This window comes from Rhodosalinus sp. 5P4, from assembly GCF_041365695.1.
Taxonomy (GTDB): Bacteria; Pseudomonadota; Alphaproteobacteria; order Rhodobacterales; family Rhodobacteraceae; genus Rhodosalinus.
The window spans coordinates 92,700-118,621 of sequence record NZ_JBGFSJ010000006.1 but is presented as its reverse complement, the minus strand read 5'-3'; the positions used below and the strand labels follow the sequence as shown (position 1 = coordinate 118,621).

General features: G+C 71.2%; 28 protein-coding genes. 15 read left to right on the top strand and 13 right to left on the bottom strand.

What is annotated here, in order from left to right; all coding sequences use genetic code 11:
* The first annotated feature begins 41 nt into the window (after positions 1-41).
* The 3 genes from clpS to AB6A69_RS12900 are packed head-to-tail and all read left to right on the top strand — an operon-like array spanning position 42 to position 2,226.
* Positions 42-392 carry an ATP-dependent Clp protease adapter ClpS gene (clpS, locus tag AB6A69_RS12910; RefSeq protein ID WP_371038301.1) on the top strand — a complete coding sequence of 117 codons (351 nt, stop codon included), beginning with the start codon at positions 42-44 and terminating at the stop codon, positions 390-392.
* Positions 393-402: 10 nt separating this feature from the next.
* Positions 403-1,404: a class I SAM-dependent methyltransferase gene (locus tag AB6A69_RS12905; RefSeq protein ID WP_371061075.1), complete on the top strand. Its 1,002-nt coding sequence runs from the start codon at positions 403-405 to the stop codon at positions 1,402-1,404.
* Between the two features lie 21 nt (positions 1,405-1,425).
* Positions 1,426-2,226 carry an SDR family NAD(P)-dependent oxidoreductase gene (locus AB6A69_RS12900; RefSeq protein WP_371038187.1) on the top strand — a complete coding sequence of 267 codons (801 nt, stop codon included), beginning with the start codon at positions 1,426-1,428 and terminating at the stop codon, positions 2,224-2,226.
* A gap of 159 nt (positions 2,227-2,385) precedes the next feature.
* Here AB6A69_RS12900 and AB6A69_RS12895 read toward each other — a convergent pair whose 3' ends face one another.
* Entirely contained in the window at positions 2,386-2,763 is a 378-nt protein-coding gene (locus tag AB6A69_RS12895) for a hypothetical protein (RefSeq protein ID WP_371038188.1), read from the bottom strand.
* Between the two features lie 145 nt (positions 2,764-2,908).
* On the opposite strand from AB6A69_RS12895, the gene hemF reads away from it, so the two are divergent.
* Entirely contained in the window at positions 2,909-3,790 is an 882-nt protein-coding gene (gene hemF / locus AB6A69_RS12890; RefSeq protein WP_371061147.1) for an oxygen-dependent coproporphyrinogen oxidase, read from the top strand.
* Between the two features lie 3 nt (positions 3,791-3,793).
* Here the strand turns inward: hemF and AB6A69_RS12885 are convergent, their stop codons facing one another.
* Both AB6A69_RS12885 and AB6A69_RS12880 read right to left on the bottom strand, forming a co-directional pair.
* On the bottom strand, positions 3,794-4,405 hold the full coding sequence (locus AB6A69_RS12885) for an exopolysaccharide biosynthesis protein (RefSeq protein WP_371061074.1): 612 nt from the start codon (positions 4,403-4,405) through the stop codon (positions 3,794-3,796).
* 75 nt (positions 4,406-4,480) lie between these two features.
* Positions 4,481-5,668 carry a lytic murein transglycosylase gene (locus AB6A69_RS12880; protein ID WP_371061073.1) on the bottom strand — a complete coding sequence of 396 codons (1,188 nt, stop codon included), beginning with the start codon at positions 5,666-5,668 and terminating at the stop codon, positions 4,481-4,483.
* 217 nt (positions 5,669-5,885) lie between these two features.
* Here AB6A69_RS12880 and AB6A69_RS12875 point away from each other — a divergent pair, with 217 nt between their 5' ends.
* Positions 5,886-6,263, top strand: coding sequence for a response regulator transcription factor (locus AB6A69_RS12875; RefSeq protein WP_371061072.1), 378 nt, complete (start codon positions 5,886-5,888; stop codon positions 6,261-6,263).
* Between the two features lie 11 nt (positions 6,264-6,274).
* On the opposite strand, the gene AB6A69_RS12870 is transcribed toward AB6A69_RS12875, so the two are convergent.
* Positions 6,275-7,249 (bottom strand): glutathione S-transferase family protein, encoded by a 975-nt coding sequence (locus AB6A69_RS12870; protein WP_371061071.1) that lies wholly within the window; start codon positions 7,247-7,249, stop codon positions 6,275-6,277.
* Between the two features lie 219 nt (positions 7,250-7,468).
* Between AB6A69_RS12870 and AB6A69_RS12865 the strand changes: the two genes are divergently transcribed.
* A complete protein-coding gene (locus AB6A69_RS12865; protein ID WP_371038193.1) occupies positions 7,469-7,828 on the top strand; it encodes a hypothetical protein in 360 nt (119 codons plus the stop codon).
* A gap of 4 nt (positions 7,829-7,832) precedes the next feature.
* Here the strand turns inward: AB6A69_RS12865 and AB6A69_RS12860 are convergent, their stop codons facing one another.
* Positions 7,833-9,014, bottom strand: a complete 1,182-nt coding sequence (locus AB6A69_RS12860; RefSeq protein ID WP_371061070.1) for a MalY/PatB family protein — start codon at positions 9,012-9,014, stop codon at positions 7,833-7,835.
* 95 nt (positions 9,015-9,109) lie between these two features.
* On the opposite strand from AB6A69_RS12860, the gene def (AB6A69_RS12855) reads away from it, so the two are divergent.
* Genes def (AB6A69_RS12855) through AB6A69_RS12840 form a run of 4 tightly spaced genes read left to right on the top strand, consistent with a single transcriptional unit; the run spans position 9,110 to position 11,281 of the window.
* A complete protein-coding gene (def, locus tag AB6A69_RS12855) occupies positions 9,110-9,628 on the top strand; it encodes a peptide deformylase (RefSeq protein ID WP_371061069.1) in 519 nt (172 codons plus the stop codon).
* Complete coding sequence (gene def / locus AB6A69_RS12850; RefSeq protein ID WP_371061068.1) at positions 9,625-10,119, top strand: peptide deformylase; 495 nt, start codon at positions 9,625-9,627, stop codon at positions 10,117-10,119. Before def (AB6A69_RS12855) ends, def (AB6A69_RS12850) begins: the two co-directional genes overlap by 4 nt.
* Positions 10,120-10,123: 4 nt before the next feature.
* Positions 10,124-11,035, top strand: coding sequence for a methionyl-tRNA formyltransferase (gene fmt, locus AB6A69_RS12845; protein WP_371061067.1), 912 nt, complete (start codon positions 10,124-10,126; stop codon positions 11,033-11,035).
* Positions 11,036-11,038: 3 nt separating this feature from the next.
* Complete coding sequence (locus AB6A69_RS12840) at positions 11,039-11,281, top strand: hypothetical protein (RefSeq protein WP_371038198.1); 243 nt, start codon at positions 11,039-11,041, stop codon at positions 11,279-11,281.
* A 19-nt stretch (positions 11,282-11,300) separates the two neighbouring features.
* Here the strand turns inward: AB6A69_RS12840 and AB6A69_RS12835 are convergent, their stop codons facing one another.
* Complete coding sequence (locus tag AB6A69_RS12835; protein ID WP_371061066.1) at positions 11,301-12,314, bottom strand: P1 family peptidase; 1,014 nt, start codon at positions 12,312-12,314, stop codon at positions 11,301-11,303.
* A 118-nt stretch (positions 12,315-12,432) separates the two neighbouring features.
* The gene (locus AB6A69_RS12830; protein WP_371061065.1) at positions 12,433-13,179 is read right to left on the bottom strand and encodes an SDR family oxidoreductase; all 747 of its coding nucleotides are present in this window, start codon (positions 13,177-13,179) and stop codon (positions 12,433-12,435) included.
* Positions 13,180-13,238: 59 nt separating this feature from the next.
* Here AB6A69_RS12830 and AB6A69_RS12825 point away from each other — a divergent pair, with 59 nt between their 5' ends.
* Positions 13,239-13,415 carry a hypothetical protein gene (locus AB6A69_RS12825; RefSeq protein WP_371061064.1) on the top strand — a complete coding sequence of 59 codons (177 nt, stop codon included), beginning with the start codon at positions 13,239-13,241 and terminating at the stop codon, positions 13,413-13,415.
* 18 nt (positions 13,416-13,433) lie between these two features.
* Here AB6A69_RS12825 and AB6A69_RS12820 read toward each other — a convergent pair whose 3' ends face one another.
* The 4 genes from AB6A69_RS12820 to AB6A69_RS12805 are packed head-to-tail and all read right to left on the bottom strand — an operon-like array spanning position 13,434 to position 18,259.
* Complete coding sequence (locus AB6A69_RS12820; RefSeq protein ID WP_371061063.1) at positions 13,434-14,888, bottom strand: aldehyde dehydrogenase family protein; 1,455 nt, start codon at positions 14,886-14,888, stop codon at positions 13,434-13,436.
* On the bottom strand, positions 14,875-16,494 hold the full coding sequence (locus AB6A69_RS12815) for an ABC transporter ATP-binding protein (RefSeq protein ID WP_371061062.1): 1,620 nt from the start codon (positions 16,492-16,494) through the stop codon (positions 14,875-14,877). Before AB6A69_RS12815 ends, AB6A69_RS12820 begins: the two co-directional genes overlap by 14 nt.
* Complete coding sequence (locus tag AB6A69_RS12810) at positions 16,491-17,315, bottom strand: ABC transporter permease (protein ID WP_371061061.1); 825 nt, start codon at positions 17,313-17,315, stop codon at positions 16,491-16,493. Before AB6A69_RS12810 ends, AB6A69_RS12815 begins: the two co-directional genes overlap by 4 nt.
* Positions 17,312-18,259 (bottom strand): ABC transporter permease, encoded by a 948-nt coding sequence (locus AB6A69_RS12805; protein WP_371061060.1) that lies wholly within the window; start codon positions 18,257-18,259, stop codon positions 17,312-17,314. Before AB6A69_RS12805 ends, AB6A69_RS12810 begins: the two co-directional genes overlap by 4 nt.
* A gap of 117 nt (positions 18,260-18,376) precedes the next feature.
* Between AB6A69_RS12805 and AB6A69_RS12800 the strand changes: the two genes are divergently transcribed.
* The gene (locus AB6A69_RS12800; RefSeq protein ID WP_371061059.1) at positions 18,377-19,081 is read left to right on the top strand and encodes a DUF2306 domain-containing protein; all 705 of its coding nucleotides are present in this window, start codon (positions 18,377-18,379) and stop codon (positions 19,079-19,081) included.
* Here AB6A69_RS12800 and AB6A69_RS12795 read toward each other — a convergent pair.
* Both AB6A69_RS12795 and AB6A69_RS12790 read right to left on the bottom strand, forming a co-directional pair.
* Entirely contained in the window at positions 19,065-20,540 is a 1,476-nt protein-coding gene (locus AB6A69_RS12795) for an ABC transporter substrate-binding protein (protein WP_371061058.1), read from the bottom strand. The two genes, AB6A69_RS12800 and AB6A69_RS12795, sit on opposite strands and share 17 nt — an antisense overlap.
* Before the next feature lie 102 nt (positions 20,541-20,642).
* On the bottom strand, positions 20,643-21,620 hold the full coding sequence (locus tag AB6A69_RS12790; protein WP_371061057.1) for a DUF2125 domain-containing protein: 978 nt from the start codon (positions 21,618-21,620) through the stop codon (positions 20,643-20,645).
* A 67-nt stretch (positions 21,621-21,687) separates the two neighbouring features.
* Between AB6A69_RS12790 and AB6A69_RS12785 the strand changes: the two genes are divergently transcribed.
* The 3 genes from AB6A69_RS12785 (at position 21,688) to AB6A69_RS12775 (ending at position 25,914) form a co-directional block, all read left to right on the top strand.
* On the top strand, positions 21,688-22,227 hold the full coding sequence (locus tag AB6A69_RS12785) for a gamma-glutamylcyclotransferase (protein WP_371061056.1): 540 nt from the start codon (positions 21,688-21,690) through the stop codon (positions 22,225-22,227).
* A gap of 69 nt (positions 22,228-22,296) precedes the next feature.
* Positions 22,297-23,523, top strand: coding sequence for a biopolymer transporter ExbB (locus tag AB6A69_RS12780; RefSeq protein WP_371055206.1), 1,227 nt, complete (start codon positions 22,297-22,299; stop codon positions 23,521-23,523).
* 3 nt (positions 23,524-23,526) lie between these two features.
* The gene (locus tag AB6A69_RS12775; RefSeq protein ID WP_371061055.1) at positions 23,527-25,914 is read left to right on the top strand and encodes a peptidoglycan -binding protein; all 2,388 of its coding nucleotides are present in this window, start codon (positions 23,527-23,529) and stop codon (positions 25,912-25,914) included.
* Positions 25,915-25,922 lie beyond the last annotated feature (8 nt).

The following is a 25,922-nucleotide window of genomic DNA, read 5'->3' as shown; positions in this document are numbered from 1 at the left end:
CTTATATAACCGGGTCGGAAACGATGACGCGAAGCGACACGATGAACACGCCCGCCCGGACATGGACGCTGCAGTCCGACCGCCCCGACGGGGGTGGCACGGGCTCGGACGTCGTCGTCGAGGCCAAGCCCAAGACGAAACGCCCGCCGCTCTACAAGGTCCTGCTGCTGAATGACGACTACACGCCGATGGAATTCGTCGTGCACGTGCTCGAACGCTTCTTCGGCATGAGCCACGCCCAGGCCTTCGAGATCATGCTCACGGTTCACAAGAAGGGCGTCGCCGTCGTCGGCGTCTTCAGCCACGAGATCGCCGAGACGAAGGTGGCGCAGGTCATGGACTTCGCCCGCCGGCATCAGCACCCGCTGCAGTGCACCATGGAAAAGGAATAGGCCGCCCGGGATGGGCGCATCGCGCCTGAGCCTGGCCCTCGGCGGCGGACTGGAGCTGACCTCCGATGGGCGGATCGTCGTGCTGGGTCCGCGTGCCGGCATGGATCTCTCGGCGCTGGACCGGGACCGTGTGGATGTGATCCAGCGCTTCCGGCCCGACCACGACGCCTTTGCCGTGGGGGGCTGGAACACGGCGCCAGAGCCGCCCGAGGAGGCCGAGGGGCGTTACGCTGCGGCGATCGTGGTCCTGCCGCGCGCGCGCTCGGAGGGGCGCGACGCCGTGGCACGCGCCGAATTGCTGGTGGCGCGCGGCGGCCTGGTGGTCGTCGACGGCCAGAAGACCGACGGTGCCGACGCGCTGCTTCGCGCGCTCAGGACGCGGGTGGCCGTGGCCGGGCCGATCAACAAGGCGCACGGCAAGCTTTACTGGTTTTCCGCGACGGGGGCGCTTTCGGACTGGCGGGCACCGCCGAGAGAGCAGGTGGAAGGCGGCTTCGTCACCGCGCCGGGGGTCTTTTCCGCCGATGGGCCGGACCCGGGCTCGGTGCTGCTCGCGCAGGCGCTGCCCGCACGCCTGCCATCGCATCTCGCCGATCTCGGGGCGGGGTGGGGCTGGCTCGCCGCCGCGGCGCTGAGCCGCGACGGGGTGGAGGCGATCGACCTCGTCGAAGCGGACCATCTGGCACTGACCTGCGCGCGAGAGAACATCCGCGATCCCCGAGCGCGCTTTCACTGGGCCGACGCCACCCGCTGGCGTCCCGAAGCGCCCCTTGGCGGCATCGTGATGAACCCGCCCTTCCACGGCGGTCGCGCCGCAGACCCGTCGCTCGGGCGCGCCTTCATCGCCGCCTCCGCGGCCTGCCTCGCGCCCTCCGGACGGCTCTGGCTTGTCGCCAATCGCCACTTGCCCTATGAGACCGCCCTGACGGAGTGTTTCGCGCAGACGGCCGAGACCGGCGGCGACGCGCGTTTCAAGATCCTTGAGGCCGCGCGCCCGCGCCGCCTCCGCTGATCCCCCCAGGAGCCTTTTCCCATGTCCTTTTCCATCGAAGGCAAGACCGCCATCGTCACTGGCGCCGCCAACGGCATCGGTCTTGCGATCGGGCGGCATTTCGCCGACCGGGGCGCGAACGTGATGTTCGCCGACATCGACGAGGCGCGTCTCGCCCACGAGCTGGGCGGGACGGCGGAGGACGGCAACGTCCGATACTTCGCGGGCGACCTGCGAGAGCGCCTGGCCATCGCCAACCTGCTGTCGGCCACGCTCGACAGCTTCGACCGGGTGGACATCCTGGTGAACGGCTCGCGGCAGATGATGGCCTCCGACCCGCTGGACCCCGAGGACACGTCTGTCGAGAAACTCCTCAACCAGAACCTGATGACAAGCCTTCGCCTCAGCCAGTGCGTGGCGCGGCGCATGATCAAGCAGGCGGAAGGCCAGGAGAGCGGGCAGGTGGGCAGCATCGTGAACCTGTCCTCGATCGCCGCACGCCGCACGCATCCCGACCTCATGGCCTATTCGGTATCGAGCGCCGCGCTGGACCAGCTGACCCGGTCGCTTGCCGTGGCGCTCGCGCCATACCGCATCCGGGTGAACGCGGTCGCCTTCGGCTCGGTCATGTCGGCGAGCCTGAAGGGCGCCTTGCAGCAGAACGCGGAATATCGCGAGGACATCGAGGACCACACGCCCCTGTCCCGGATCGCCGCACCGGGCGAGCTTGCCGAAGCCGTGCAGTTCCTGGCCTCCGAGGGGGCGGGCTTCGTGACCGGGCAGATCATGACGGTGGATGGCGGGCGCACGCTGCTCGACCCGGTGGCGGCCCCGGCGCATTGACGAGGCCCCCGCCGGGCCGCCCCGATCGGATCCCGTCAAGGGGGCGTTGCCCGGGCTGATGCGCCTTCGGCCTGATTTGACCCAACTGGCGCGCCTTCGGCCTGATTTGATCCAACTGGCGCGCCTTCGGCGCGACACCTTCACTAGCGCCGAAGCCGCCTAGCCCTCTGGGTAGGCGGCCTGGCAGGCGCGCACCGCCGCCTCGGTTTCCCGGACAAGCCCCTCGCGCCGTGCCAGCATCGAGTCGAGCTTGCGCCGCTCCGCGTCGAGATCGACGGCGACCGGGGTCCGCACCGTCGTCGGCACCTCGACAGTGCATACGCCGACCGTGCCGTCGGCCAGGCGGCATCCGCGTGTGCGCGTGGTTTCGATCACACGCTCCTCGACCGCGTAGCCGCGGCGGAGCGTCGCGCGCGTCTCGGCGATCAGCCCATCGAGCACGCGAAGATCGCGCGTCGCCTGCGAGATGCAGATGTCGCGCTGCGTGCAGGCCGAAAGCGTCACGAGCGCGACGAGGAAGATCAGCACGAACCGCATTTCGGAACGATAGGCCGGCACGGCGGTCCGCGCAACGCCCGGGCGCGCGAGCGGCGATCAGGGCGGCATCCCGGTTCTGGCCAAGCCGCGCGGGCGCTGCTACGTCTTTGCGGCGACACGGGGAAGAGGGCCGGGAATGACCGCCATGATGGAAAGCGAGAAGGGCCGCGCGAGCGCCTGGTTCCGTGACCTGCGCGACGAGATCGTCGCCGCGTTCGAGGGGCTCGAGGCGAGCCACGACACCGGGCCGCTCTCCGACGCCGCGCCCGCGCGCTTCGAGGTGACCGAGACGCGGCGCTCCTCGGAGGATGGCTCGGACGCGGGCGGGGGCCTGATGAGCGTGATGCGGGGCGGTCGCGTCTTCGAGAAGGTCGGTGTCAACGTCTCCACCGTCTACGGCACCCTGGGGCCGGCCGCACAGAAGGCGATGGCGGCCCGGGGTGTGCCGGGCATGGACAGCGATCCGCGTTTCTGGGCGTCCGGGATCAGCCTTGTGGCCCACATGCAGAACCCGCATGTTCCGGCGGTGCACATGAACACGCGGATGTTCTGGACGCCGGGCGCCTGGTGGTTCGGCGGCGGGTCGGACCTCAATCCCTGCATCGAGTACGCGGAGGATACCCGGCACTTCCACGCCACGCAGCAGGCGCATCTCGCGCCGCACGGCGAGGACCTTTACGGCGAGCTGAAGGCCTGGGCGGACGAGTATTTCTACATCCCCCACCGGAACCGTGCGCGCGGCGTAGGCGGAATCTTCATGGACGACCGCAACTCCGGCGACTGGGAGGCCGATTTCGCGCTGACGCAGGACATCGGCCGCGCCTTCCTGCCGGCCTTCGTGCCGCTGGTCGAGCGCCGCCGCGTCATGCCGTGGAGCGAGGAGGACAAGGAGGCGCAGCTTGTCCATCGCGGGCTCTACGCGGAATACAACCTCGTCTATGACCGGGGCACCAAGTTCGGTCTGGCCACGGGGCACGACGCCAACGCGGTGCTCATGAGCCTGCCGCCGATGGCGAAGTGGATCTGAGGCTCAGACGAGCCCGATCCACAGCGCCAGCGGGATCATCGGCGCGATGGCGAAGACGCCGAGCCCGGCGAGCGCGAAAAGCCCGTCGCGCGTCAGGAACGCCGCCGAGATCAGGACCACCGACAGGCCGAGGACGGAGGAGGAAAACGGCACAAGCTCCAGGAACGGCATGGCAAGCCCGGCGCAGAGACAGATCAGCGTGAACAAGCTTGCCATGGGCTGTACTGTCAGCAGCCGCAACCGGGTGCCGGTGTTCCGGTCGATCCATTGCCCGATGCGCGCGATGCGCGTAAGCGCGGCACGCAGGCGGCCGCCGGCCACCGCGCGCTTGCGCAGCCCTCGCGGCAGCCAGACATACCGGCGCCGCACGAGCATCTGGGCCGAGACGACGGCGATCGTCAGTCCGCAGATCGACGAGAAGAGCGGAATCCCCGACAGTGGCGAAAAGACCAGAAGCGCCGGCAGCATCAGCGCCGGAACGAAACTCGCCTGGCCGAAGGATTCCAGGATGTCGCCCAGCGACACGCGCTCACGCTGCGAGAGCACCTCGAGCCGCGCGAGGATCTCGCGGATTGTGATCGGATCGCGATCTCGGGGAAGCTCAAGCTCGCCCATGCGGCCTCTGGAAGGGATGCGCCCCGACGGGCACGCCGCAGAGATAGGTGGGCGCCGCGCTGACTGCAATCCGCCTCACAGACGATCCAGCAGCGCGGGCGTCGGCCAGCCATCGGCGGGAAGCCCGAGGCGCGCCTGCACCTCGCGCACGGCGATCCGCGTCTTCGCCCCGAGGATGCCGTCCACCCCGCCCACGTCGTAGCCCATCCCGGCGAGCTTGCGCTGAAGCGCCTTCATCCGATCGCCGGAAAGACCGGGTTCCGGCGTGCCCGCGTCATAGACCGGCGCGCCCTCGAGCCGGGTGGCGAAATAGGCGGCGGTCGTGACGTAGACGAAGCTCTGGTTCCACTCGAAAAGCACATTGAAATTCGGATAGGCGAGGAATGTCGGCCCGAGCCGGCCCTGCGGCGCGATCACCGATGCCTGAAGCGCGCCGGGGCCGAGCGGCCCGGTGCGCCCGCGCACGCCGAGCGCCGCCCACTCGGAAACCGGCCGCGTGCCCTCCAGCCCCGAAAGCGCCCAGTCGAAGCCCCGGGGCACCGTGATCTCCTGCAGCCAGGGCTCGTTCGCGCGCCAGCCCAGGCTTTCGAGCATCTTCGCCCCGGAAAGGAGCGCGTCGGGCGGCGAGGTCTTGAGAGAGACGCGGCCATCGCCGTCGCCGTCCGTCCCATGTTCCAGGATGTCCCGCGGCAGCATCTGCACCATGCCGATCTCGCCCGCCCAGGCGCCCGTCGTGCCGTCGGGATCGAGGTCGCCCTGCGCGTAGAGTTCGATCGCCGCGAAGACCTGCGGCCGGAAAAGCCCCGGCCGGCGACAGTCGTGCGACAGCGTCACCAGCGCGTCGCGCGTGTTGTAATCACCCTGCACCGCGCCGTAATCGGTCTCGAACGCCCAGAAGGACAGCAGGATGCCGCGCGGCACCCCGATCTCGCGTTCGATCCTGTCGAAGACCGCGGCATGGCGCTGGGCGTTGCGGCGTCCGTTCTCTATCCGGTTCTGGCTGATGAGGCGGCGCGAGAACTCCACGAAGGGCAGCTGGAAGACGCCCTGCCGTCGGTCGGCGCGGATCACGTCCGGATCCTGGCGGACATTTGCGAAGAAACGCGCCACAGTCGCGGGATCGAGGCCGCGGCGCTCGGCGTCGCGCTTCAGGCCGTCCACGAAGTCCGGGAACGGGCCGCCGCAGGGCGCGGATTGCGCCGTCGCGGCGCCGGCGGTGTGAAGGAAGATCAGCAAGGCCCATAGGATCGCCGCGCCGCGCATGATGATACCCTAAACTGGTTTCCACGGGGGCAGGCTAGCAGGCGCAGCCGGGGGAGCAAGGCTGGCCCGCGCCACTCCTGCCGGCCGAATCTTGCCGGTCGGGCCGGGAAGCGTCCGAAATTCCACCCGGCGCGTCGCGTTTGACTTAAGGTAAGAAGGGGGAGGGGCGTTTGCGGGCGGCGCGAGGCGCGGGCCCGGCGTTGTAACGGGGGCTCGCATGCGCGTTCTGATCGTGGAGAGTAACCCCGATCTGGGCGAACTCTGGCAACGCCACCTGCACCGACAGGGCGCGGAGGTCGGGCGCGCGGCGGCCGAGGACGACGCGATCGCCCTTCTTCAGCAGGCGGACTGGCAGGTGATCGTGCTGGACCTCGTGCTCGACCAGGGCAGCGCCTTCGCCGTCGCCGACTTCGCCAGCTACCGTGTCCCGGACGCCAAGGTGATCTTCGTTACCAACACGCGCTTCTTCTCCGATGGCTCCATCTTCGGACTTTGCTCGAACGCCTGCGCGTATATCCAGAGTGCGACCCCGCCCGAGGACCTTGCGGCGATGGTGGAGCATTACGGCTCCGCCCCGCCATCCCCGCCGCCCTGATCCCCGGCCCGTCAGCCGCGCCCGTGCGGCGCCTCGAGGTCGAGAACGGGCCCGATGGGCACGATGCGGTGCGGATTGATGGTCTCGTGGCTGTAGTGGTAGTGGCGCTTGATGTGCTCGAGGTTCACCGTCTCGGCCACGCCCGGCCACTGGTAGAGTTCACGCGTGTAGCCCCAGAGATTGGGGTAGTCCACGATCCGGCGCCGGTTGCACTTGAAGTGTCCGTGATACACCGAATCGAAGCGGATGAGCGTGGTGAAGAGCCGCCAGTCGGCCTCGGTGACACGCGCGTCCATTAGGTAACGGCTGCCGCCGAGGCGGTCCTCGATCCAGTCGAGCGTTTCGAAAAGGGGATGCACCGCCGCCTCGTAGGCGTCCTGCGTCGTCGCGAAGCCGGATTTGTAGACCCCGTTGTTCACGGTGTCGTAGATGCGCGCGTTCACGGGCTCGATGGCCTCGCGCAGGTCCTCAGGCCAGTAATCGTCGGCATTCCCGGTGATCCCGTCGAAGGCGGAATTGAACATGCGGATGATCTCGGCCGATTCGTTAGAAACGATCGTCTCGCTCTGCCGATCCCACAGGATCGGCACGGTGACGCGGCCGCTGACATCCGGCTTCGCCTTCACGTAAAGGTCACGGGCGTAGGGCAGGCCGTAAAGCCGGTCGCCGGTCGCGCCGGGAAAGCCCGTGTCGAAGGTCCAGCCGTCCGACAGCATGTCGGGATGGACCACCGAGACGCCGATGTGGTCTTCCAGCCCCTTCAGCTTGCGGAAGATCAGCGTCCGGTGCGCCCAGGGGCAGGCGAGGCTGACATAGAGATGGTAGCGCCCGCTCTCGGCGGAAAAGCCGCCTTCGCCGGAGGGGCCCGGCGCCCCATCGGGCGTGACCCAGTTCCTGAATTTCGAATCGGAGCGCACGAAGGCGCCCCCCGTCTTGCTGGTGTCGTACCACCGGTCGTGCCATTCGCCGTCGACAAGAAGGCCCATGCCGCTTTCCTTTCCTCTTTCAGCCAGAGATAGCCATCCTGCGCCGGCATGAAAGCGCGGAGGGTGCGCACCCGCCCTGCGGCATCGCACAGAGCCTTCGGCGCGGGGCGCGGACGCGACATCCTCGCGCAGCTTCGGCATCCGCCGCGCCCCCGGTTTCACTTGATTTTCATCTTTTTTGCGGACCTTCTTGTCGTAAGGGAAAGCGGAGAGCGGATCATGTCCACCTACGTCTCGGCGGAACTGCAAGCGGGTCTCGATGCCGCGCGGTCGATGCGCGCGCGCCGCCGCACCCGCCTCAGGGTGGAAGGGGGCGGGGCCAGCCACGCCGTGCTTCGGATCTGGGAGGGCGGGTTCGTTCTCGACGCGGGCGAAGCGCCGCGTCTGCGCGGCCTCGTCGATCTTTACGACGGCGCGCGCCATCTCGGGCGGTGCCTCGTGGTGACCTCCGCCGAGGAGGGGGGCGAGCGCCGCTACGAGTTCAAGCGGCCAATCGCGGCCCCCGGCGGCGTGGCGCTCGACTTCGCTCGGGACGAGGCCGCGCCCGCCGGGCTGATCGCCGACGCGCGCGAGGGCTGAGGCGTCACTGAAGGTCGGCGAAGGCCGACCGAAGCCGCGAGACCGCCTCTTCGACGCGGGCGCGCGGGGTCGCGATGTTGAAGCGAAGCCAGCCTTCGCCGCCCTTGCCGAAGGTGGGCCCATGATTCGCGGCGATCCGCGCGTCCTTCTCGACGCGGGCCGTGATCTCCTCGCCCGGCATCCCGGTGCCCGAGAAATCCACCCATGACAGATAGGTGGCCTCAAGCGGCATGGAAAAGAGCCCCGGGATCTCCGCGATGCCGGCATCGAAGATGCGGCGGTTGCCGTCGAGATAGGCCATGAGCGCATCCACCCAGGCTGCGCCCTCCGGCGAATAGGCCGCGGTGGCCATGTGCAGCCCGAAGGCGTTCGGGCTGATCCCGAGCGCGGCCATCCGCGCCGCGAAGCGCGCCCGCAGCGCCTCGTCGGGCACGATGACGTTGCCGAGATGCGCGCCCGCGATGTTGAAGGTCTTGGTGGTGGCGGTCATCATCACGAGCCGGTCGAGGATATCCGGCGCCGCCACGGTCATGGGCAGGTGCCGCGGCGCGCCGGGATAGACGAGATCGTGATGGATCTCGTCCGACACCACGATCAGGTCGTGGCGCCGCGCGAACTCGGCCACGCCGCGCAGTTCCTCCGCGCTCCAGACCCGCCCGCCCGGATTGTGCGGCGAACAGAACACGAGCATGCGCTCGTCGCCCGTCATCTGCGCGTCCCAGGCGTCGAAATCGAGGACGTAGCGCCCGTCCTCGACCGGCATCTCGCATTCCGCGACGCGGCGCCCGGCGGCGCGGATCACCCGCGCGAAGGCGTGGTAGACGGGGGTGAAGAGCACCACGGCGTCGCCCGGTTGCGTGTAGGCGTCGACGCAAAGGCCCGTGCCGTTCACCAGCCCGTGGGTGGTGAAGATCCACTCGGGCGCGACATCCCAGCCATGGCGTTCCCGCATCCACCACCGGATCGCGTCGAGATAGTCCGAGTCGTCGCCGAAATAGCCGTAGATCCCGTGATCTACCATCCGCGCCAGCGCCCGGGTGACGCCCGGGGGCGGGCGGAAATCCATGTCCGCCACCCACATCGCCAGCCCGTCTTCCGCCGGCACGCCGTAGAGGCGCTCCATCTTGTCCCATTTCTGCGAATGGGTCCCACGGCGCTCGATCACCTCGTCGAAGTCGAAATCCATCTGCTTCCTCCGGTTCGGCGCGCGACGCTAGACGAAAGCGCGCGGGGCGCAAGGGGGCGTTGCGCACGGTCACGCGCTCGCTTATCTCAACGGCCATGAAACGGCCCATCCTGATCCACCCCGACCCGCGCCTCAAGAAGGTCAGCGCGGCGGTCGACGACATCACCGACGCGCGCCGGCAGCTGGCCGAGGACATGCTCGAGACCATGTACGACGCGCCCGGCATCGGCCTTGCCGCGCCGCAGGTCGGCGTGCTCGAACGGCTTGTCGTGCTCGACTGCGCCAAGCGCGAGGGGGAGGAGCCGCGTCCGCTGGCGATGTTCAACCCCGAGATCGTGGCCGCCTCGGACGAGCTCAACACCTACGAGGAGGGATGCCTGTCGATCCCCGAGCAGTTCGCCGACGTGACCCGCCCGGCCGAGGTGCAGGTGCGCTGGATGGACGTGGACGGCGCGCTTCGCGAGGAAGGCTTCGGCGGGCTCTGGGCCACATGCCTCCAGCACGAGATCGACCATCTGAACGGGAAGCTCTTCATCGACTATCTCGGTCCGATGAAGCGGCAGATGATCACCCGCAGGATGGTCAAGCTGAAGCGCGAGCAGGCCCGCGCGTGAGCGTGCGGACGATCCTGCGCTGGCCCGACCCGCGGCTCCGCCGCCCGGCCCCGGCGGTGGAGGCGGTGACCGACGAGACCCTTGCCCTCTGGGATGAGATGATCCGGGTGATGGACGCCATGCCGGGTGTGGGCCTCGCGGCGCCGCAACTTGGGGTCGATCTGCGCCTCGCCGTGGTGGATGCGAGCCGCGAACGCGGCCGCGCCCTCCGCCTCGCCAACCCCGAGATCCTCGAGGCCTCCGCGGAGCTGGCCGAGCACGAGGAGGCGAGCCCCTGCCTGCCCGGCGTCTCGGCGCGGGTGACGCGTCCCGCGACGGTCACCGTGCGCTTCCTGAACGAGCACGGGCAGATCGACCGGCGCGACCTCGAAGGGCTCTGGGCGGTCTCGGTCCAGCACCAGATCGACCATCTCGACGGGCGCATGTATTTCGACCGGCTGAGCCGCGTGAAGCGCGACATGCTGCTCCGCCGCGCGAAAAAGGCGGGGTAGGGCGGTGCGGATCGTCTTCATGGGCACGCCGGATTTCGCGGCCGAGGCGCTTTCGGCGCTCGCCGATGCGGGCCACGAGATCGCCGCCGTCTACACCCAGCCGCCGCGCCCCGCGGGACGGGGAAAGAAGCCGCGCCCCTCGCCCGTGCAGGCGCTGGCCGAGCGCCTCGGCCTGCCCGTCCGCCATCCCGAGAGCCTGCGGAGCGCCGAGGCGCAGGCCGCCTTCGCCGCGCTCGCGCCGGAGGTCGCGGTCGTCGCCGCCTACGGCCTGATCCTGCCCCGGCCGATCCTGGAGGCCCCCGCGCGGGGATGCCTCAACATCCACGCCTCGCTTCTGCCGCGCTGGCGGGGGGCCGCGCCGATCCAGCGCGCGATCATGGAGGGCGACAAGGAGACGGGCATCTGCATCATGCAGATGGAGGCGGGGCTCGACACCGGGCCGGTGCTCCTTCGCCGCGCGACGCCCATCGGGCCGGAGGAGACCGCCGGCGCGCTGCACGACCGTCTCGCCCGGCTCGGCGCGGAGGCGATCGTGGAGGCGCTCGACCGCCTCGACACCCTGACCCCGGAGCCGCAGCCCGAGGCGGGGGTTACCTACGCGTCGAAGATCGACAAGGCCGAGGCCGTGGTGGACTGGACGCGCCCGGCCGAGGAGGTCGCGCGGCGCATCCGCGGCCTTTCGCCCTTCCCGGGCGCCTGGACGCGGATCGCCGGCGAGCGGGTGAAACTGCTCGGCGCGCGTGTGGAGGCGGGCGCCGGCGCCCCGGGCCGCGCGCTCGACGATCGCCTCGCCGTGGCCTGCGGCGACGGCGCCGTGCGGATCACCCGGCTTCAGCGCGAGGGCCGGGGCCCGCAGGAGGCGGACGCCTTCCTGCGCGGCATGCCGGTGCCCGCGGGCACGCAACTTGGAGGCTAGGCCATGTTCCCGGCACTGATCGGCACCGTCGTCATAGCGGGGCTCGTGGGCTACCTGTCCGAGCGGACGGGCTTTACCCGGAACGGCATCCTGCCGAGCGTGATCATCTGCGTGGGCGGGGCGTTCCTGTTCTATTTCGTGCGGATCATGTTCGGCGTGAGCTTCGGCCCGCCGGGCGTTGACGCGATCCTGAGTTCCGTGGGCGCCCTCGTCATCGTGCCGACGCACTGGCGGCCCCGGCGCTGACGCGGCGCGCGGCCGGACGTCAGCCCGCCGCGTTCCCGGCGCGCCAGGCGGGCAGAAGGTCGCCCGGCTCGGGCCGCGCCTCGTAAACCGCCCGGGCGATCGCCCGGGCGAGGCAGAGCGCGGCGGCGTGGCCGATCTCGGCGAGCCCCGGCCCGTGGCCGCTGAGCGTGCGCGCGCCCGTGGCGACGGCGAAGACGAGATCGCCATCGTTGGGCGTGTGCGCGGGCACCACGGCGCGGGCGATGCCGTCATGGGCGGCCACCGCCACGCGATGCGCCTCTGGCTTGGTGAGCGCGGCGTCGGTGGCGACGACCGCGATGGTGGTGTTGGCCCCGGCCTGCGCCGCGAAGGCGGTGTGCTTTCGGCTTTCGAGGCTGCGCCCGAGCCCGGCCCGCGGGTCGGGGCCGAGCCCGCCGAACTCCTCGCCGATCTCGAAGGGCGCGGCCCAGAAATGCCGCTCGCCCGGCGTCGTGGCGCTGCCGATGGGATTGGCGGCTACCAGTGCGCCCACGGTCACGCCATTTGTGAGCATGAGCGAGGCGGAGCCGAGCCCGCCCTTCAGCATGCCCGTGAGCGCGCCGGTCCCCGCCCCCGCGGTGCCGAGCGCGAAGTCGGCCGAGGCGGCCTCGAGGGCGGCGCGCCCGAGCGCCGGGTAGGGGTTCTCCTCCCACGCCGTGTCGCCCCCGTTCAGCAGGTCGAAAAGGATGGCGGCAGGCACGATGGGCACGCGCACGGGCCCCACGGCGAAGCCGCGCCCCGCGGCGCGGAGCCCGTCCACGACTCCGTCCGCCGCGGCGAGCCCGAAGGCAGAGCCGCCCGCGAGCACCAGCGCGTCCACCGCCTGCACCGTGCGGTCGGGCGCGAGGAGATCCGTCTCGCGCGTGCCGGGCGCGCCGCCCATCACCGCGACCGAGGCGGTGAGCGGCGCGTCGGCGGTCAGCACCGTCACGCCTGACCGCAGCGCGGTATCCTGCGCGTTGCCCACCCGGAGACCGGGGACGTCGGTGATCAGGTTGCGCGCGCCGGGTTCCATCGTATCTCCGAAATGTGCGGGCTGCGCCCGCGCGCCTTCAGTGGCGCGCGCCGCGGGCGCGCGCGGGCCTCCGGCGGGAGTATTTCCGCCAAGAAGACGCGGGCGCAAGGGCCGTGGCTCAGATGCACCGCCCGCCGTCCACCTCCATCGCCACGCCGGTGATCATCGACGCCTCGTCCGAGCACAGGAAAGCGGCGGCCGCCCCCATGTCCCCGGGCGTGGAGAAGCGCCCCATCGGGATGGTGGCGAGGAAGCGCGCGCGCATCTCCGGCGTGTCCTCGCCCATGAAGGACCTGAGAAGCGGCGTCTCGCCGGCCACGGGGTTGAGCGCGTTCACGCGGACGCCGTGGGGCGCAAGCTCGATCGCCATGGCCTTCGTGGCGGTCATCATCCAGCCTTTGGAGGCGTTGTACCAGTTGAGACGGGGGCGCGGCGAGACGCCCGCGGTGGAGGCGATGTTGAGGATCGCGCCCGCGCCCTGGGCCTTCATCGCCGGGACGAGCGCGCGCGCGGTCAGGTAGACCGACTTGCAGTTCACGGCGAAGACGCGGTCGAAATCGGCCTCGCTCACCTCTTCCATGGGCGCGGGCAGATGGGTGACGCCCGCGTTGTTCACCAGGATGTCGATGCGCCCTAAGGCGGCCTGCGCTGCGTTCGCCATCGCGGCCACGCTCTTGCCGTCCGAGACGTCCACCCGGCAGGGCAGCGCCGCGTCCCCGATCTCCGCCGCCATCGCCTTTGCGCCCGCGCCGTCGAGATCGGCCACGAGCACGCGCGCGCCCTCGGCCGCGAAGCGCCGCGCGATCCCCGCGCCGAAGCCCGAGGCGGCCCCGGTGACGATGGCGGTCTTGCCTGCCAGTCTCAAGGTCGTCCCTCCCTTGCAACACAGAGTGCAGGAAACCGGGCGACGCGCAAGGAGGGGCGATGCGCAAGGTCGATTTCCGGGTCTTCCCGGGGAGCGATGCCTCCCGTCTCAAAGTCACTCGGATCGGGGGCCTGTCCGAGCGAGCGGGGGGGCTTTTCGGCGTGCCGAGCATTACCGTGGGCGACGTGCTTTTCCGGGGCGACGACCGGCTGGAGGACGCGCTGTCCTGGGCGTGAGGGACGCGTCTCGGTGGTCTAGCCGTGCCGGGCGGCCACCGTCTTGAGCGCGGTGAAGCCGAAGAGCGCCTCGAAGCCCTTCTCGCGGCCGTGGCCCGAGAGCCCCGTGCCGCCGAAGGGCAGTTCCACCCCGCCGCCCGCGCCGTAGTCGTTCAGGAAGACCTGGCCCGCGCGCAGCCGCCGCGCGAGGCGCATCTGCCGGCCGCCGTCCGCGGTCCAGACCCCGGCGACGAGGCCGTAGCCCGTGGTGTTGGCGATGGCGGCGGCCTCCTCCTCGCCGTCGAAGGGGATGAGGCACTGGACGGGGCCGAAGATCTCCTCCTGCGCGAGGGGGTGGTCGGGCGGCACGTCGCCGAAGAGGACGGGCGCCACGTAATGCCCGCCCGCGGGCGCGTTCGGGGCGATGCGCCCCTCGCCCGCGCGCGCCAGATCCGCGCCCTCGGCAAGGTAGCCCTCCACGACCGCCTTCTGCCGGGCCGAGATGAGCGGGCCTAGGGCGCGGTCCTCGAGCGCGGGGCCGGCCTCGAGCGCGGCGTAGCGTTCGGCCATCCGCGCGGCGATCTCGGCATAGCGGGGGCGCTCCACGAGGATCCGGGAGGCCGCAGAGCAGGTCTGCCCCGCGTTCTGGATCCCCGCGCCGACGAGGAAGGGCAGCGCGGCTTCCACATCCGCGTCGGCGAAGACGATCTGGGGGGATTTCCCGCCAAGCTCCAGCGTCACCGGCACGACGTTCTCCGCCGCGGCCGCCTGCACCTTCCGCCCGGTTGCCACCGAGCCGGTGAAGCTAAGGTGATCGATGCCCGGATGGCCCGCGAGCGCGGCGCCGGCGGCCTCTCCGGTGCCGGGCACCACGTTCAGTGCGCCCGCGGGCAGGCCCGCGCGCTCGGCCAGATGGGCGAAGAAGAGCGCGGTGATACAGGCTTCCTCGGCGGGTTTCAGAACGCAGGCGTTGCCGGCGGCGAGCGCCGCGCCCACGGAGCGCCCGATGATCTGCATCGGGTAGTTCCAGGGCACTATATGGCCGATGACGCCATGCGGCTCGCGGAGCGTGTAGACGGTGTAGCCCTCTCGGAAGGGGATCGTCGCCCCCATGAGCTTGTCGGCCGCGCCGCCGTAGAACTCCATGTAGCGCGCGAGCGCGGCGGCGTCGGCGCGCGCCTGGGAGAGCGGCTTGCCCACGTCGAGCGCTTCCAGCCGGGCGAGCGTCTTTACATGCTCCTCGACGAGCCGCCCGAGGCGCGAGAGCGCCCGGCCCCGCGCCGCCGCATCCGCCGCGCCCCAGTCGCCGGCAAGCGCGGCGCGCGCGGCGGCGACGGCGGCGTCCACCTCGGCCGGGCCGCCGCCGGCGATCTCGGCAAGCGCGCCGCCGTCGGAGGGGTTTTCCAGCAGCAGCCGCGCGCCGCTCTCGGGCGCGATCCAGGCGCCCCCCACGAGGCAGCGGGCGGGATCGAAGGGCAGCTCAGGAAGCGGCATCGGGCGTCTCCGTGGCGGATGGCGGCGCGGGCAGGCGCGGCGCGGCGGCGATCAGCTCCTGCGTATAGGGGTGGCGGGGCTGGGAGAAGACCTTCTCGGTCTCGCCCTCCTCGACGATCTCGCCCGCGCGCATGACGAGGACCCGCTCGGTGATGCGGCGCACAACAGTCAGGTCGTGGCTGATGAAGAGATAGGAGAGGCTCAACTCGCCCGAGAGCCGCGCGATGAGGTCCAGGATCTGGGCGCGCACCGAGACGTCGAGCGCTGAGACCGCCTCGTCGAAGACGATGAGCTCGGGGCGGATGACGAGGGCGCGCGCTATGGCGATGCGCTGGCGCTGGCCGCCCGAGAACTCGTGGATGAACTTGGTCGCGTCCCGGGCCGAGAGGCCCACCGCCTCGAGCGCCTCGGCCACCGCGCGGTTCCGCGCCGCGCCGCGGGGCGGGGCGTCGAGCAGGTGGAAGGGTTCGGTGACGAGCCGCGCCACGCGATGACGGGGGTTGAAGCTGCCATAGGGGTCCTGGAAGACCACCTGCATCTTCCGGCGGACCTCCGGGTTGGGGCGGTGGCCGGTGAAGACCGGGGCGCCCTCCATGCGGATCTCGCCTTCCTGCACCTCCTCGAGGCCGAGGATCGCGCGGGTGAGGGTGGACTTGCCGCAACCCGACTCGCCCACGAGGCCCACGCGCTCTCCCCGGCCGATGGACAGGCTCACGCGGTTCACCGCGCGGTGGTGCCGGCGCGGCGCGAACAGGCCCTCGCGCGGGAGCGGGTAGTCGCGGCTGACCCCCCGCACCTCCAGAAGCGTCCCGCCCGTGACGTGGCGCGGCGGGAGGGTCACCCTGTGGCCCGAGGCCTCGAAGAGCGCGCGGGTGTAGGGGTGGCGCATGGCGGCGAAGAGCCGGCGCGTCTCACCCGTCTCCACCACCTCGCCGTCGCGCATCACGGCGATGCGGTCGGCCATGTCGCTCACCACGGCGAGGTCGTGGGTGATCATCATGAGCCCCATGCCGAAATCCCGGGCGAGTTCCTTCAGAAGCGCGAGGATCTGCGCCTGGGTGGTGACGTCGAGCGCGGTGGTGGGCTCGTCCGCGATCAGCAACCGCGGCCGGAGCGCGATGGCCATTGCGATGCCGACGCGCTGGCGCTGCCCGCCCGAAAGCTCGTGCGGGTAGCGCGAGAGCGGGAAGCGCCCGGCCGGCAGGCCCACTCGGTCGAGCATGGCGCGGGCGCGCGCCATGGCCTCGGCCCGAGGCGCGCGCTCGTGAACGAGGATCGTTTCGGCCACCTGGTCCCCGATGCTCTGCACCGGGTTGAGCGCCGTCATCGGTTCCTGGAACACCATGCCCACGTCGCGGCCGCGCACGGCGCACATCTCGCGCTCGGAAAGGCCGAGAAGGTCGCGCCCCTCCAGGCGGATCGCCCCCGCGACGCTGGCGTTGCCCGGCAAGAGACCCATCACCGAGAGCGCGGTGAGCGACTTGCCCGATCCGCTTTCGCCGGTGACGGCGAGGATCTCGCCCGCCGCGATGGAGAGCGAGACTTCGCGCAGGATCGGCGCGCCGCCCACGGACAGGTTCAGCCCTTCGATCTGCAGCAGCGTCATGCGCGCGCCACCCGGAGCCGCGGGTCGAGCCGGTCGCGCAGCCCGTCGCCCATGAGGTTGAGGCCGAGCACGGTGAACACGATTGCGAGGCCGGGGATCAGCGCGACATGGGGCGCGAGGCTCACCATGGTCTGGGCGTCGGCGAGCATCCGCCCCCAGGAGGGCGTGGGCGGCTGCGCGCCGAGCCCGACATAGGAGAGCCCCGCCTCGGCGAGGATGCCGAGCGAGAACTGGATCGTGCCCTGCACGATGAGAAGGTTCGTGACGTTGGGCAGGATGTGCTCGGCGCTGATCCGGGCGGTCGACTTGCCGGCCACGCGGGCGGCCATGACGAACTCGCGCTGCCAGAGCGAGAGCGCCGCGCCGCGGGTGAGGCGCGCGAAGACGGGGATGTTGAAGATGCCGATGGCGACGATGGCGTTGACCGCCGAGGGGCCGAAGACCGCGGTGATGAGGATCGCGATCACGAGGCTCGGGAAGGCGAAGACGAGGTCGTTGGCGCGCATGATGATCTCGTCGAGCCAGCCGCCCCGGCGCGCCGCCGCGGCGAGGCCGAGCGGCACGCCGATCCCCATGCCGATGCCCACGGCAAGAAGCGCCACGGCGAGCGAGGTGCGCGCGCCCACCATGATCATCGAGAGCATGTCGCGGCCGAAATGATCGGTGCCGAGCCAGTTCGCGGCCGAGGGCGGCCGGAGCCGCCCGGCGATGTTCATCCGCGTCACGTCCTCGGGCGTCCAGACGAAGGAGAGAAGCGCCGCGGCCACGAAGAGCAGCGTGAGCGCTCCGCCCAGGAAAAGCTTGCGGTCCGCCCCGGTCATGCCCGCCTCCGGAGGCGCGGGTCCACCGCGGCATAGGCGAGGTCCACGAGGAAGTTCACCAGGATCACGGCGAAGACGAGCAGCATCACCACCGATTCCACCACGATGAGGTCGCGCGCGGAGATCGCCTGGAAGATGAGCCGCCCGAGCCCGGGCAGGTAGAAGACCTGCTCGATGATGATCCCGCCGGCGAGCAGGAAGGCGAATTGCAGCCCCAGGATCGTGAGCACGGGGATGAGCGCGTTGCGCAGCCCGTGCCGCCAGAGCGCCTGGCCGCGGCTGAGCCCCTTGGCGCGGGCGGTGCGGATGAAGTCCTCGCCCAGGATGTCGAGCAGGGAGGAGCGCATCACCCGGGCGAGGATCGCCGCCTGCGGCAACGCCAGGCTGATCGCGGGCAGCGTCAGCGCCTTCATCCCGGCCCAGACGCCGGCCTCCCATCCCGGGAAGCCGCCCGCGCCGACCCAGCCCAGCGTGATCGCGAAGAGGAGGACCAGCATCATCGCGAACCAGAAGTTCGGCACCGCCACGCCGAGCTGGGTGAGCCCCATCACGGCCAGATCGCCCGGCCGGCCGCGCCGCGCGGCGGCGTAGATCCCGGCTGGGAAGGCAATGAGGGTCGAGAGTGCGAGCGCGTAGAGCGCGAGCGGCAGCGACACCCAGAGCCGGTCGGCGATCATCTCGCCCACGGGCGCGCGGTAGGTGTAGGAGGTACCGAAATCCCCGGTTAGCATGCCGCCCACCCAGCCGAGGTATCTCTGCCATTTCGGCTGGTCGAGCCCGAGTTCGGAGCGCAGCGCGGCCACCGTCTCGGGGGCTGCATTGATCCCCAGCATGAAGCTCGCGGGATCGCCCGGCGCGACCTCCACCACCACGAAGATCACGAGACTCGCCACGACGAGCGAGACGAGGAGCGAGACGAGCCTTCGAAGCGTGTAGCGCAGCATGGCCGGACGTTAGGGTCGCCGGCGGGGCCGGTCCAGAGCGGATCCGCGGCGCGCGGGCTGGAAGCGCGCGGCAGGCGCGATATCCTTTGAAAGGCAGGGCAAGGGTGGAGGCCGGCGATGAGCGCGCACCGCAGACGGATCGAACCCGTGCAGATCGGGCTTCTGGGGCTGCTCGCGCTTTTCGCGCTGCCCTTCGTGCTGCACTCGGTCGATCTCGCCGGGCGTGGGATGGCGGGCATGCTCGACGAGCCCTCGCATCTCTTTCCGCCCGCGGGCGGCGCGGCGTCGGCGGCGATCGCGCTTCACATGGTGACGGGCGCCGCGATCACGGTGCTGGCGCCGCTTCAGCTTGTCGGGCCGGTCCGCCGGCGCTGGCCCGCGCTGCACCGCTGGTCGGGGCGCGTGCTGGCCGTGGCCGCCGGCGCGGCGGCGCTCGCGGGGCTTTTCTACATCGCCGCGCGCGGCACGGTGGGCGGGCCGATGATGGACGCGGCCTTCGCCACCTATGGCGCGCTCATGCTGCTGGCCGCCGTGCAGACCGCGCGCCACGCCCGCGCCCGGCGCTTCGATCTGCACCGGGACTGGGCGCTCCGCCTCTTCGTGCTGGCGATCGGGTCGTGGATCTACCGCGTGCATTACGGGCTCTGGTACATGGCGACCGGCGGGATCGCCTCCAACGAGCAGTTCACCGGGCTTTTCGACCGGGTGCAGCTCTGGGCCTTCTTCCTGCCCTACCTCGTGCTCGTGGAGTTCTACCTGCGCGCCCGCCGCCGCCGGGAAGACGTGGCGGCGGGCGGCGGCGCCGTCACTCGGCCCAGCTGACGCCGGTGAGGTCGATCGCCTGGGTGGGTGCGTTCGCCCAGAACCCCTCGATGCCCGCCTTCACGACCGAGGTGGAGGCGAGCTGGAAGAGGTAGCCGTTCACGAAATCCTCGGCGATGACCCGTTGCGCGTCCTTCAGAAGCGCGGCCCGCAGCGCGGGCTCGGTCGTCGCGTTGAGCTCTTCCATGAGCGCCTGGAAGTCGGGGTTGTCGTACTGGAAATAGTAGTCGGGCCGGGCGTAGATGCCGATGTCCATGGGCTCGGTGTGGCTCACGATGGTGAGGCCGTAATCCTTGCCGCGGAAAACCTCCTCGAGCCACTGGGCCCATTCCAGATTGGTGATCTCGGTCTCGATGCCCACCTCGCGCAGCTGCGCCGCCACGATCTCGCCGCCGCGGCGCGCGTAGGAGGGCGGCGGCAGCTTGAGCGTGGTGGTGAAGCCGTCCGGGTAGCCCGCCTCGGCCAGAAGCGCGCGCGCGCGCCCGGGATCGTGGGCCGAGTTGTCGGTGAGATCGAGATAGGCCGGATGGTGCGGCGCGAAATGCGTGCCTATCGGCGTGCCGTAGCCGAACATCGCCCCGTCGATGATCTCCTGCCGGTCGATGGCGTGGGCGAGCGCCCGGCGCACGCGCAGGTCGTCGAAGGGCGGCTGGCCGTTGTTGGTGGACAGGATCGTCTCCCCCTCGGTGGAGCCGATCAGCACCTCGAAGCGGGGGTCCGCCTCGAACTGCGGCAGGTTCTCGGGCGCTGGGAAGGCCTGGAAGGCGTCGATGTCGCCGGCCATCATCGCCGCGAAGGCCGCGGTCGGGTCGGAGATGAACTTGAAGGTGGCGCGCTCCAGCGCGGGCGCCTCGCCCCAGTAGCCGTCGTGGCGGGCGATCTCCACCCGGTCGCCCTGCACCCAGTCCACGAAGCGGAAGGGGCCGGTGCCCACCGGGTTCGTTTTTATGTCGGCCACGCTTTCGGGGGCCACGATCACCGCGTCGCCCCAGGCGAGGTTGAACAGCAGGCTGCCCTCGGGACGCGAGAGCGTCAGCCGCACGGTGAGCGCGTCGAGAACCTCGACGGTGTCGATCGCCTCGTAGAGGGCCTTCTGCGCGTTGGTGGACTCGTCCGCGAGAAGGCGCTCCAGCGTAAATTTCACGTCCTCGGCGTCCATCGCCGTGCCGTCGTGGAAGCTTACCCCCTCGCGCAGCGTGAAGGTGTAGGTGAGCCCGTCATCCGAGATCTCCCAGCTCTCCGCGAGGCCCGGCACCACCGAGCCATCCTCCCGGAACCGGGTGAGGCCCTCGAAGATGTTGGCGTAGGTCACGTTGTCGATCGCGCCGGCCGCCGCCGAGGTCGGATCGAGATGCGGCGGCTCGAGCTGCATCGCCACGGTGATGTCGGCGCGCTGGGCGAAGGCGGGCGCCGCGGCGAGCGCGAGCGCGGCAGCGAGCGCTGGGCGTGTGCGGATCATGGAAGCTCTCCCTGGCTGAGCGGCCCCGGGCTCTGCCGGGTGTTCGGTGAAAACCTTGCGCCGGCCGCCGCGTGCTTGTCCAGCCCGCGGACCGGCGCGGCGTCAGCGCAACACGAGGCGCGGCGCGGGGCCAAGCGGGATAGGACCCAGCGCGACGCGCCCGTTCTCGAAGTTGAGCGGCACGTCGAGCGTCTCGCGGTTGCCCGAGATCTGCGCCAGCAGGCCGAGCCCGTCCTCGATCCGCCGCGAAAGACCGTCGGGCAGCGCGCCGCTCTGCCGGCCCATGGCCAGGATCTCGCGCCAGTTGCGCGCCTTCACTTCCAGCCGGCCCGAGGGCACGCCGTCGGCGTCCACGGCAAGACGGCCGGCGGCAAGAAGCTCGAGCTCCCCCCAGCGCGCCTCGGCGCGGGTGATGTCGATGCGCCGCGGCTGCGGGCGCGCCTCCTCGATCGCCGCCATGCTCCACGGACGGTCGAAGGTCAGATCCGCCGTCATCGAGACGGCCTCCAGCGTTTCCGGCAGGCCCCGGATCGGACGCGGCGGGGCGATGCCGGCTGCGCGGATGTCCACGGCGTAGGCTTCGGCCGGGGCCTCGCTGCGTTCCGCCGAGGCGTCGAGCCGGGCCACCGCCCAGGCGCCCGTGCCGCGGGGGTCCACGCGGAGCGTCTCGGCCGAGAGCGCGAGGCGGTCCAGCACCTCTTCCGGCGCGGGGCCGAGCGCCAGCTCGGCGCGCATCCCGTCGCTTTCCATCGCCACGCCCCCCTCGGGGGTGGCGAAGCGCTGCGTCTCGGGCCAGACCGCGGTGAGGCGGCGGCCGGTGTCGAGCGGGCGCTCGATCGTGAAAAGGGGCGCCTGCCAGGAAAGCCCCGTCTCGGGATCGGCGAGCACGATGTCGCGGTAGGTGATCTTGTAGCCCGAAGGGAACCCGCTGACCTCGACCTCGGCGTCGGCCTGCCAGCCGTCCTCCCGGCGCTCGGCCAGCCAGCTTTCCTGGGACCGTTCCAGCGATGCGGCGGCCACGAACCACCAGCCCGGAACGGCCAGCGCGACGATCAGCACCACGATCAGAATCCGTTTCACGTCGCGCCCCCTCTGGCGGAGTCTTCGGCCCCGTGTTTAACCCTGCGTCGATGGAAGGGCCAGACGCATGACGATGTGGGTGTTCGGTTACGGCTCGCTGCTGTGGAATCCCGGCTTCGCGGTGGCGGAGCGCCGGCTGGCCACGTTGCGGGGCTGGCACCGGAGCTTCTGCATGCGTTCGATCCATCACCGCGGCACGCCCGAGACGCCGGGGCTGGTGCTGGCGCTCGACGCGATGGCGGGTGCGGCGTGCAACGGCGTGGCGCTCGCGCCCGAGCCCGGCACCGAGGTGGCGACGCTCGACTACCTGCGGGGGCGCGAACTGGTGTCGTCCGCCTACCTGGAGACGCGGCTGTCCCTCGATCTCGACGACGGGCGCCGCGTCGAGGCGGTGACCTACGTGATCGATCCCGGGCATGAACAATATGTGCACCTGGAGATGGAAGAGCAGGCGCACATCATCGCCGCGGCCCATGGCGGGCGCGGGCCCAATGACGAGTATCTGCACAACACCGCCTCCCATCTGGCCGATCTCGGCATCCGCGATGCCGATCTGGAATGGCTGTCGGAGCGGGTGCGCGCGATCAAGGGCGCCGATGGGGCTTAGTGCCTTGGCTTGCCTCGCTTTAGCCCGTAGGGTGCGCGCCGACAGCCAAGCTTCAGGAGCCTGTCCCTGATGCACCAGCCCGACCTAGAGGCGGCGCCGCACTTCTCCCAACCCGTCCGCCAGATCGTCCTGATGCTGGTCGCGCTCGGGCTGACGGCGTTCGGCGCCTTCGTGGCGCTGCCGCGCGTGCTGCCGGTGTTCCAGGCCAATCCGTGGCTCAACGGCTTCATCTTCATCGTGTTCGTGATCGGCGTCTTCGCCTGTTTCTGGCAGGTCTTCCAGCTCATCGCCTCCGTGCGCTGGATCGAGGCCTTCGCCGAGGGGCGGCCGGGCGCGGCGGACACCCGCGCACCGCAGCTTCTGGCGCCGCTCGGCACGCTGCTGCGGTCGCGGGCAAAGCGGATGCAGATCTCCGCCACCTCCACGCGCTCGATCCTCGACTCCGTCGCCACGCGGATCGAGGAGGCGCGCGAGATCACCCGCTACATCGTCAACACGCTCATCTTTCTCGGCCTGCTCGGCACCTTCTATGGCCTCGCGACCACCGTCCCGGCGGTGGTGGACACGATCCGCGGCCTCGCGCCGCAGGAGGGCGAGGAAGGCGTGCAGGTCTTCAACCGCCTGATGACCGGCCTCGAGGCGCAGCTGGGCGGCATGGGGATCGCCTTCGCGTCCTCGCTCCTGGGCCTGACCGGCTCGCTCGTCGTCGGCCTGCTCGAGCTCTTTGCAAGCCACGGGCAGAACCGCTTCTACCGGGAGCTGGAGGAATGGCTTTCCTCGATCACGCGGCTGGGCTTTGCCAGCGAAAGCGAGGACCAGGGCGAGACCGCCGCGGTCGTCGCCGTGATCGACCAGATGGCCGATCAGATGGAACAGCTTCGGCAGGTGTTCGCCCAGTCCGACGAAAGCCGCGCGCTGGTGGACGAGAAGCTGGCCCAGCTCGCCGACTCGGTCGAGCGCATGACCGAGCGGATCGAGGCGATGACGCCGTCCACTTCGGCGCTGGTGCGGGTGGCCGAGGGCCACGAGCGGCTTGCCGAGGTGCTGGAGAACCAGGACCGGGCCGAGACGGGCATCGACGCGGAAAGCCGGATGCGCCTGCGCTCGATCGACGTGCAGCTTCTGCGACTGCTGGAGGAGATGTCGGCCGGCCGCCAGGAAAGCATGGCCGAGCTTCGCACCGACCTCGCGGCGCTGACCCGCGCCGTCGGCCAGATCGCCGCAGGCAACCGCGCCGCGGCGCTGCGCCCGCGCAGCGCGGACGCCCCGCGCGAGGCCAAGGGCGGGGAGGGCTGAGCCATGGCGCTCTCGCGGCGCCCCGGCAACAGGTTCCAGGCCTCGATCTGGCCCGGTTTCGTCGATGCGATGACCGGCCTGCTGCTCGTGCTCATCTTCGTGCTCACGATCTTCATGGTGGTGCAGTTCGTGCTGACCGAGGAAATCTCGGGGCAGGAGAGCGAGCTCGACACGCTGTCGGCGGAGGTCACGCAGCTTGCCCGGGCGCTCGGGCTCGCGCAGCGCCGCAATGCCGAGCTCGAGGACGATCTGGGCGAGATCTCGGCCACGCTGGCGGCGAGAGAGCGGGAATCGGAACGGCAGGCCGCGCTCATCGACAGCCTCAGGGCCGAGCGCGATGCGCAGGCCGAGGCGCTGGGCGATGCGCGCGCGGAAATCGCGAGCTTCGAGGAGCAGGTGGCGAGCCTCCTGGCCGAGCGCGAGGCGGATCGCGCGGCGATCGCCGGGCTCGAGGAGGAGCGCGCGGCGCTGAGTTCCGAGCGTGACGCGCTGGAAACCGCGCTGGCCACCGCCCGCGACGAGATCGACGCCGCCGCCGAGGCCGCCCGCCTCGCCGCAGCCCGCCGCGAGGCGCTGGAGGCGCTGGTGGCCGATCTGCGCGCCGAGACGGCCGAGGGCGCGGAGATGCAGGCCGCGCTGGAAAGCCGGGTGAGCGACCTGCAGGAGGCCCTCAGCGAGGAGGAGGCCGCGCGGCTCGCGGAGGCCGCGGCGGCCGAACGGTTGCGCGAACGGCTGGAGAACTCGGAGGCGGAACTCACGGCCATGACCCTCCGCCTCGGGGAGGAGCGCCGCCGCGCGGAGGAGACGCTCGCGCTTCTGGCCGCCGCCGAGGCCGCGCAGGAGGATCTCGACACGAAGCTCGCCGCCGCGCTCCTTGCCCAGGAGGGGCTCGAGGCCGATCTCGCCGCCGCGCGGGAGGAGGCCGAGGCGGCGGAAACCCGGGCCCGCGCGCGGGCGGGCGAGGTCGCGGACCTCGAAGAGCGTCTCGCGCTGGCGCTCGCCCGGCTGGAGAGCCGCGAGAGCGCGCTGGCCGAGGCCCGCTCCGACGCCGCGGCCGCGCAATCGGAGCTCAGCGAGGCGGAGGCGGCGCTGGCCGCCGCGCTGCTGCGCGCCGAGGCTGGGGAGGAGGCCGAGGCGGCCGCCGAAACGCTCCGCGCCGAGGCGGCGGATCTCGAGGCCCGGCTGGCCAGCGCGCTCGAACGGATCGCCGCCCGGGAGGGCGAGGCCGCGACGCTTCGCAGGGAACTCGAAACCGCGCGCGCCCGTATCGAGGCGCTGGAGGCCGCGCGGCGGGACGCCGGCGGGGCGGAGGCCCGCGCCGAGACGCTCAAGACACGTGTGGGCGAACTCGAGCAGGCGCTTGCCGAGGCCGAAGACGCCCGCGACGCCCAGGCGGCCCGCGCCGAGGACCGCCGGAGCGACCTCGAGCGCCGGCTCGCCGAGGCGCTCGCCGCCTCGCTCGCGGCGGAAACGGCGCGCGAGGATCTGGGCCAGCGGCTCGCCGCGGCCATCGCCGCGCGCGAGGACGCGGAGGCGCGGCGCGCCGATCTCGCGGAGGAGTTGCGCGCCGCCGCTGCCGCGCGGCTCGCCGCCGAGGAAGAGGCCGATCGGCTGGCCGAGGCGCGCGACCGGCGCGATGCGCTTCTGGCCACCGCGAACCGCGAACTCGCGCGCCAGCAGAGCGCGGCGACCGAGGCGCAGGAACGGACGGCGCTGCTCAACAGCCAGGTCCGCGAACTCAACCGCCAGATCGAGCGGCTGCAGGAGCTTCTCGCGGCGTCCCGCGCCGCGGACGCCGCGCAGGAGGTGCAAATCGAGAACCTGGGCGCAGAACTCAACGCCGCGCTGGCCCGTGCCGCCGCCGAGGAGCGCCGCCGCCGCCAGCTGGAGGAGGAGCGCGCCGCCCGCCTCGAGGCGGAGAAGGAAGACCTTGAGCTCTACCGCTCGGAGTTCTTCGGCCGCCTGCGGGAGCTTCTGGGCGCGCAGGAGGGCGTGCGGATCGAGGGCGACCGGTTCGTCTTCGCCTCCGAGGTGCTTTTCGCGCCGGGCGCGGCGGAACTGTCGGAGGAGGGGCGCGCCGAGGTCGCCCAGGTGGCGGATATCCTGAAGAACGTGATGGACGACATCCCGCCGGGGATCGACTGGATCCTGCGCGTGGACGGGCACACCGACACGGTGCCCGTGCGCGCGGACGCGGAGTTCGAGGACAACTGGGAACTCAGCCAGGCGCGGGCGCTTTCGGTTGTGCGCGACCTGATCGAGACCCACGGCATGCCGCCCGAGCGGCTTTCGGCCAACGGTTTCGGGGAATACCAGCCGATCAACCCGGCCGACACGCCGGAGGCGCGGGCGCAGAACCGCCGGATCGAGCTGAAACTGACCGAGAGCTGAGGCGGGCG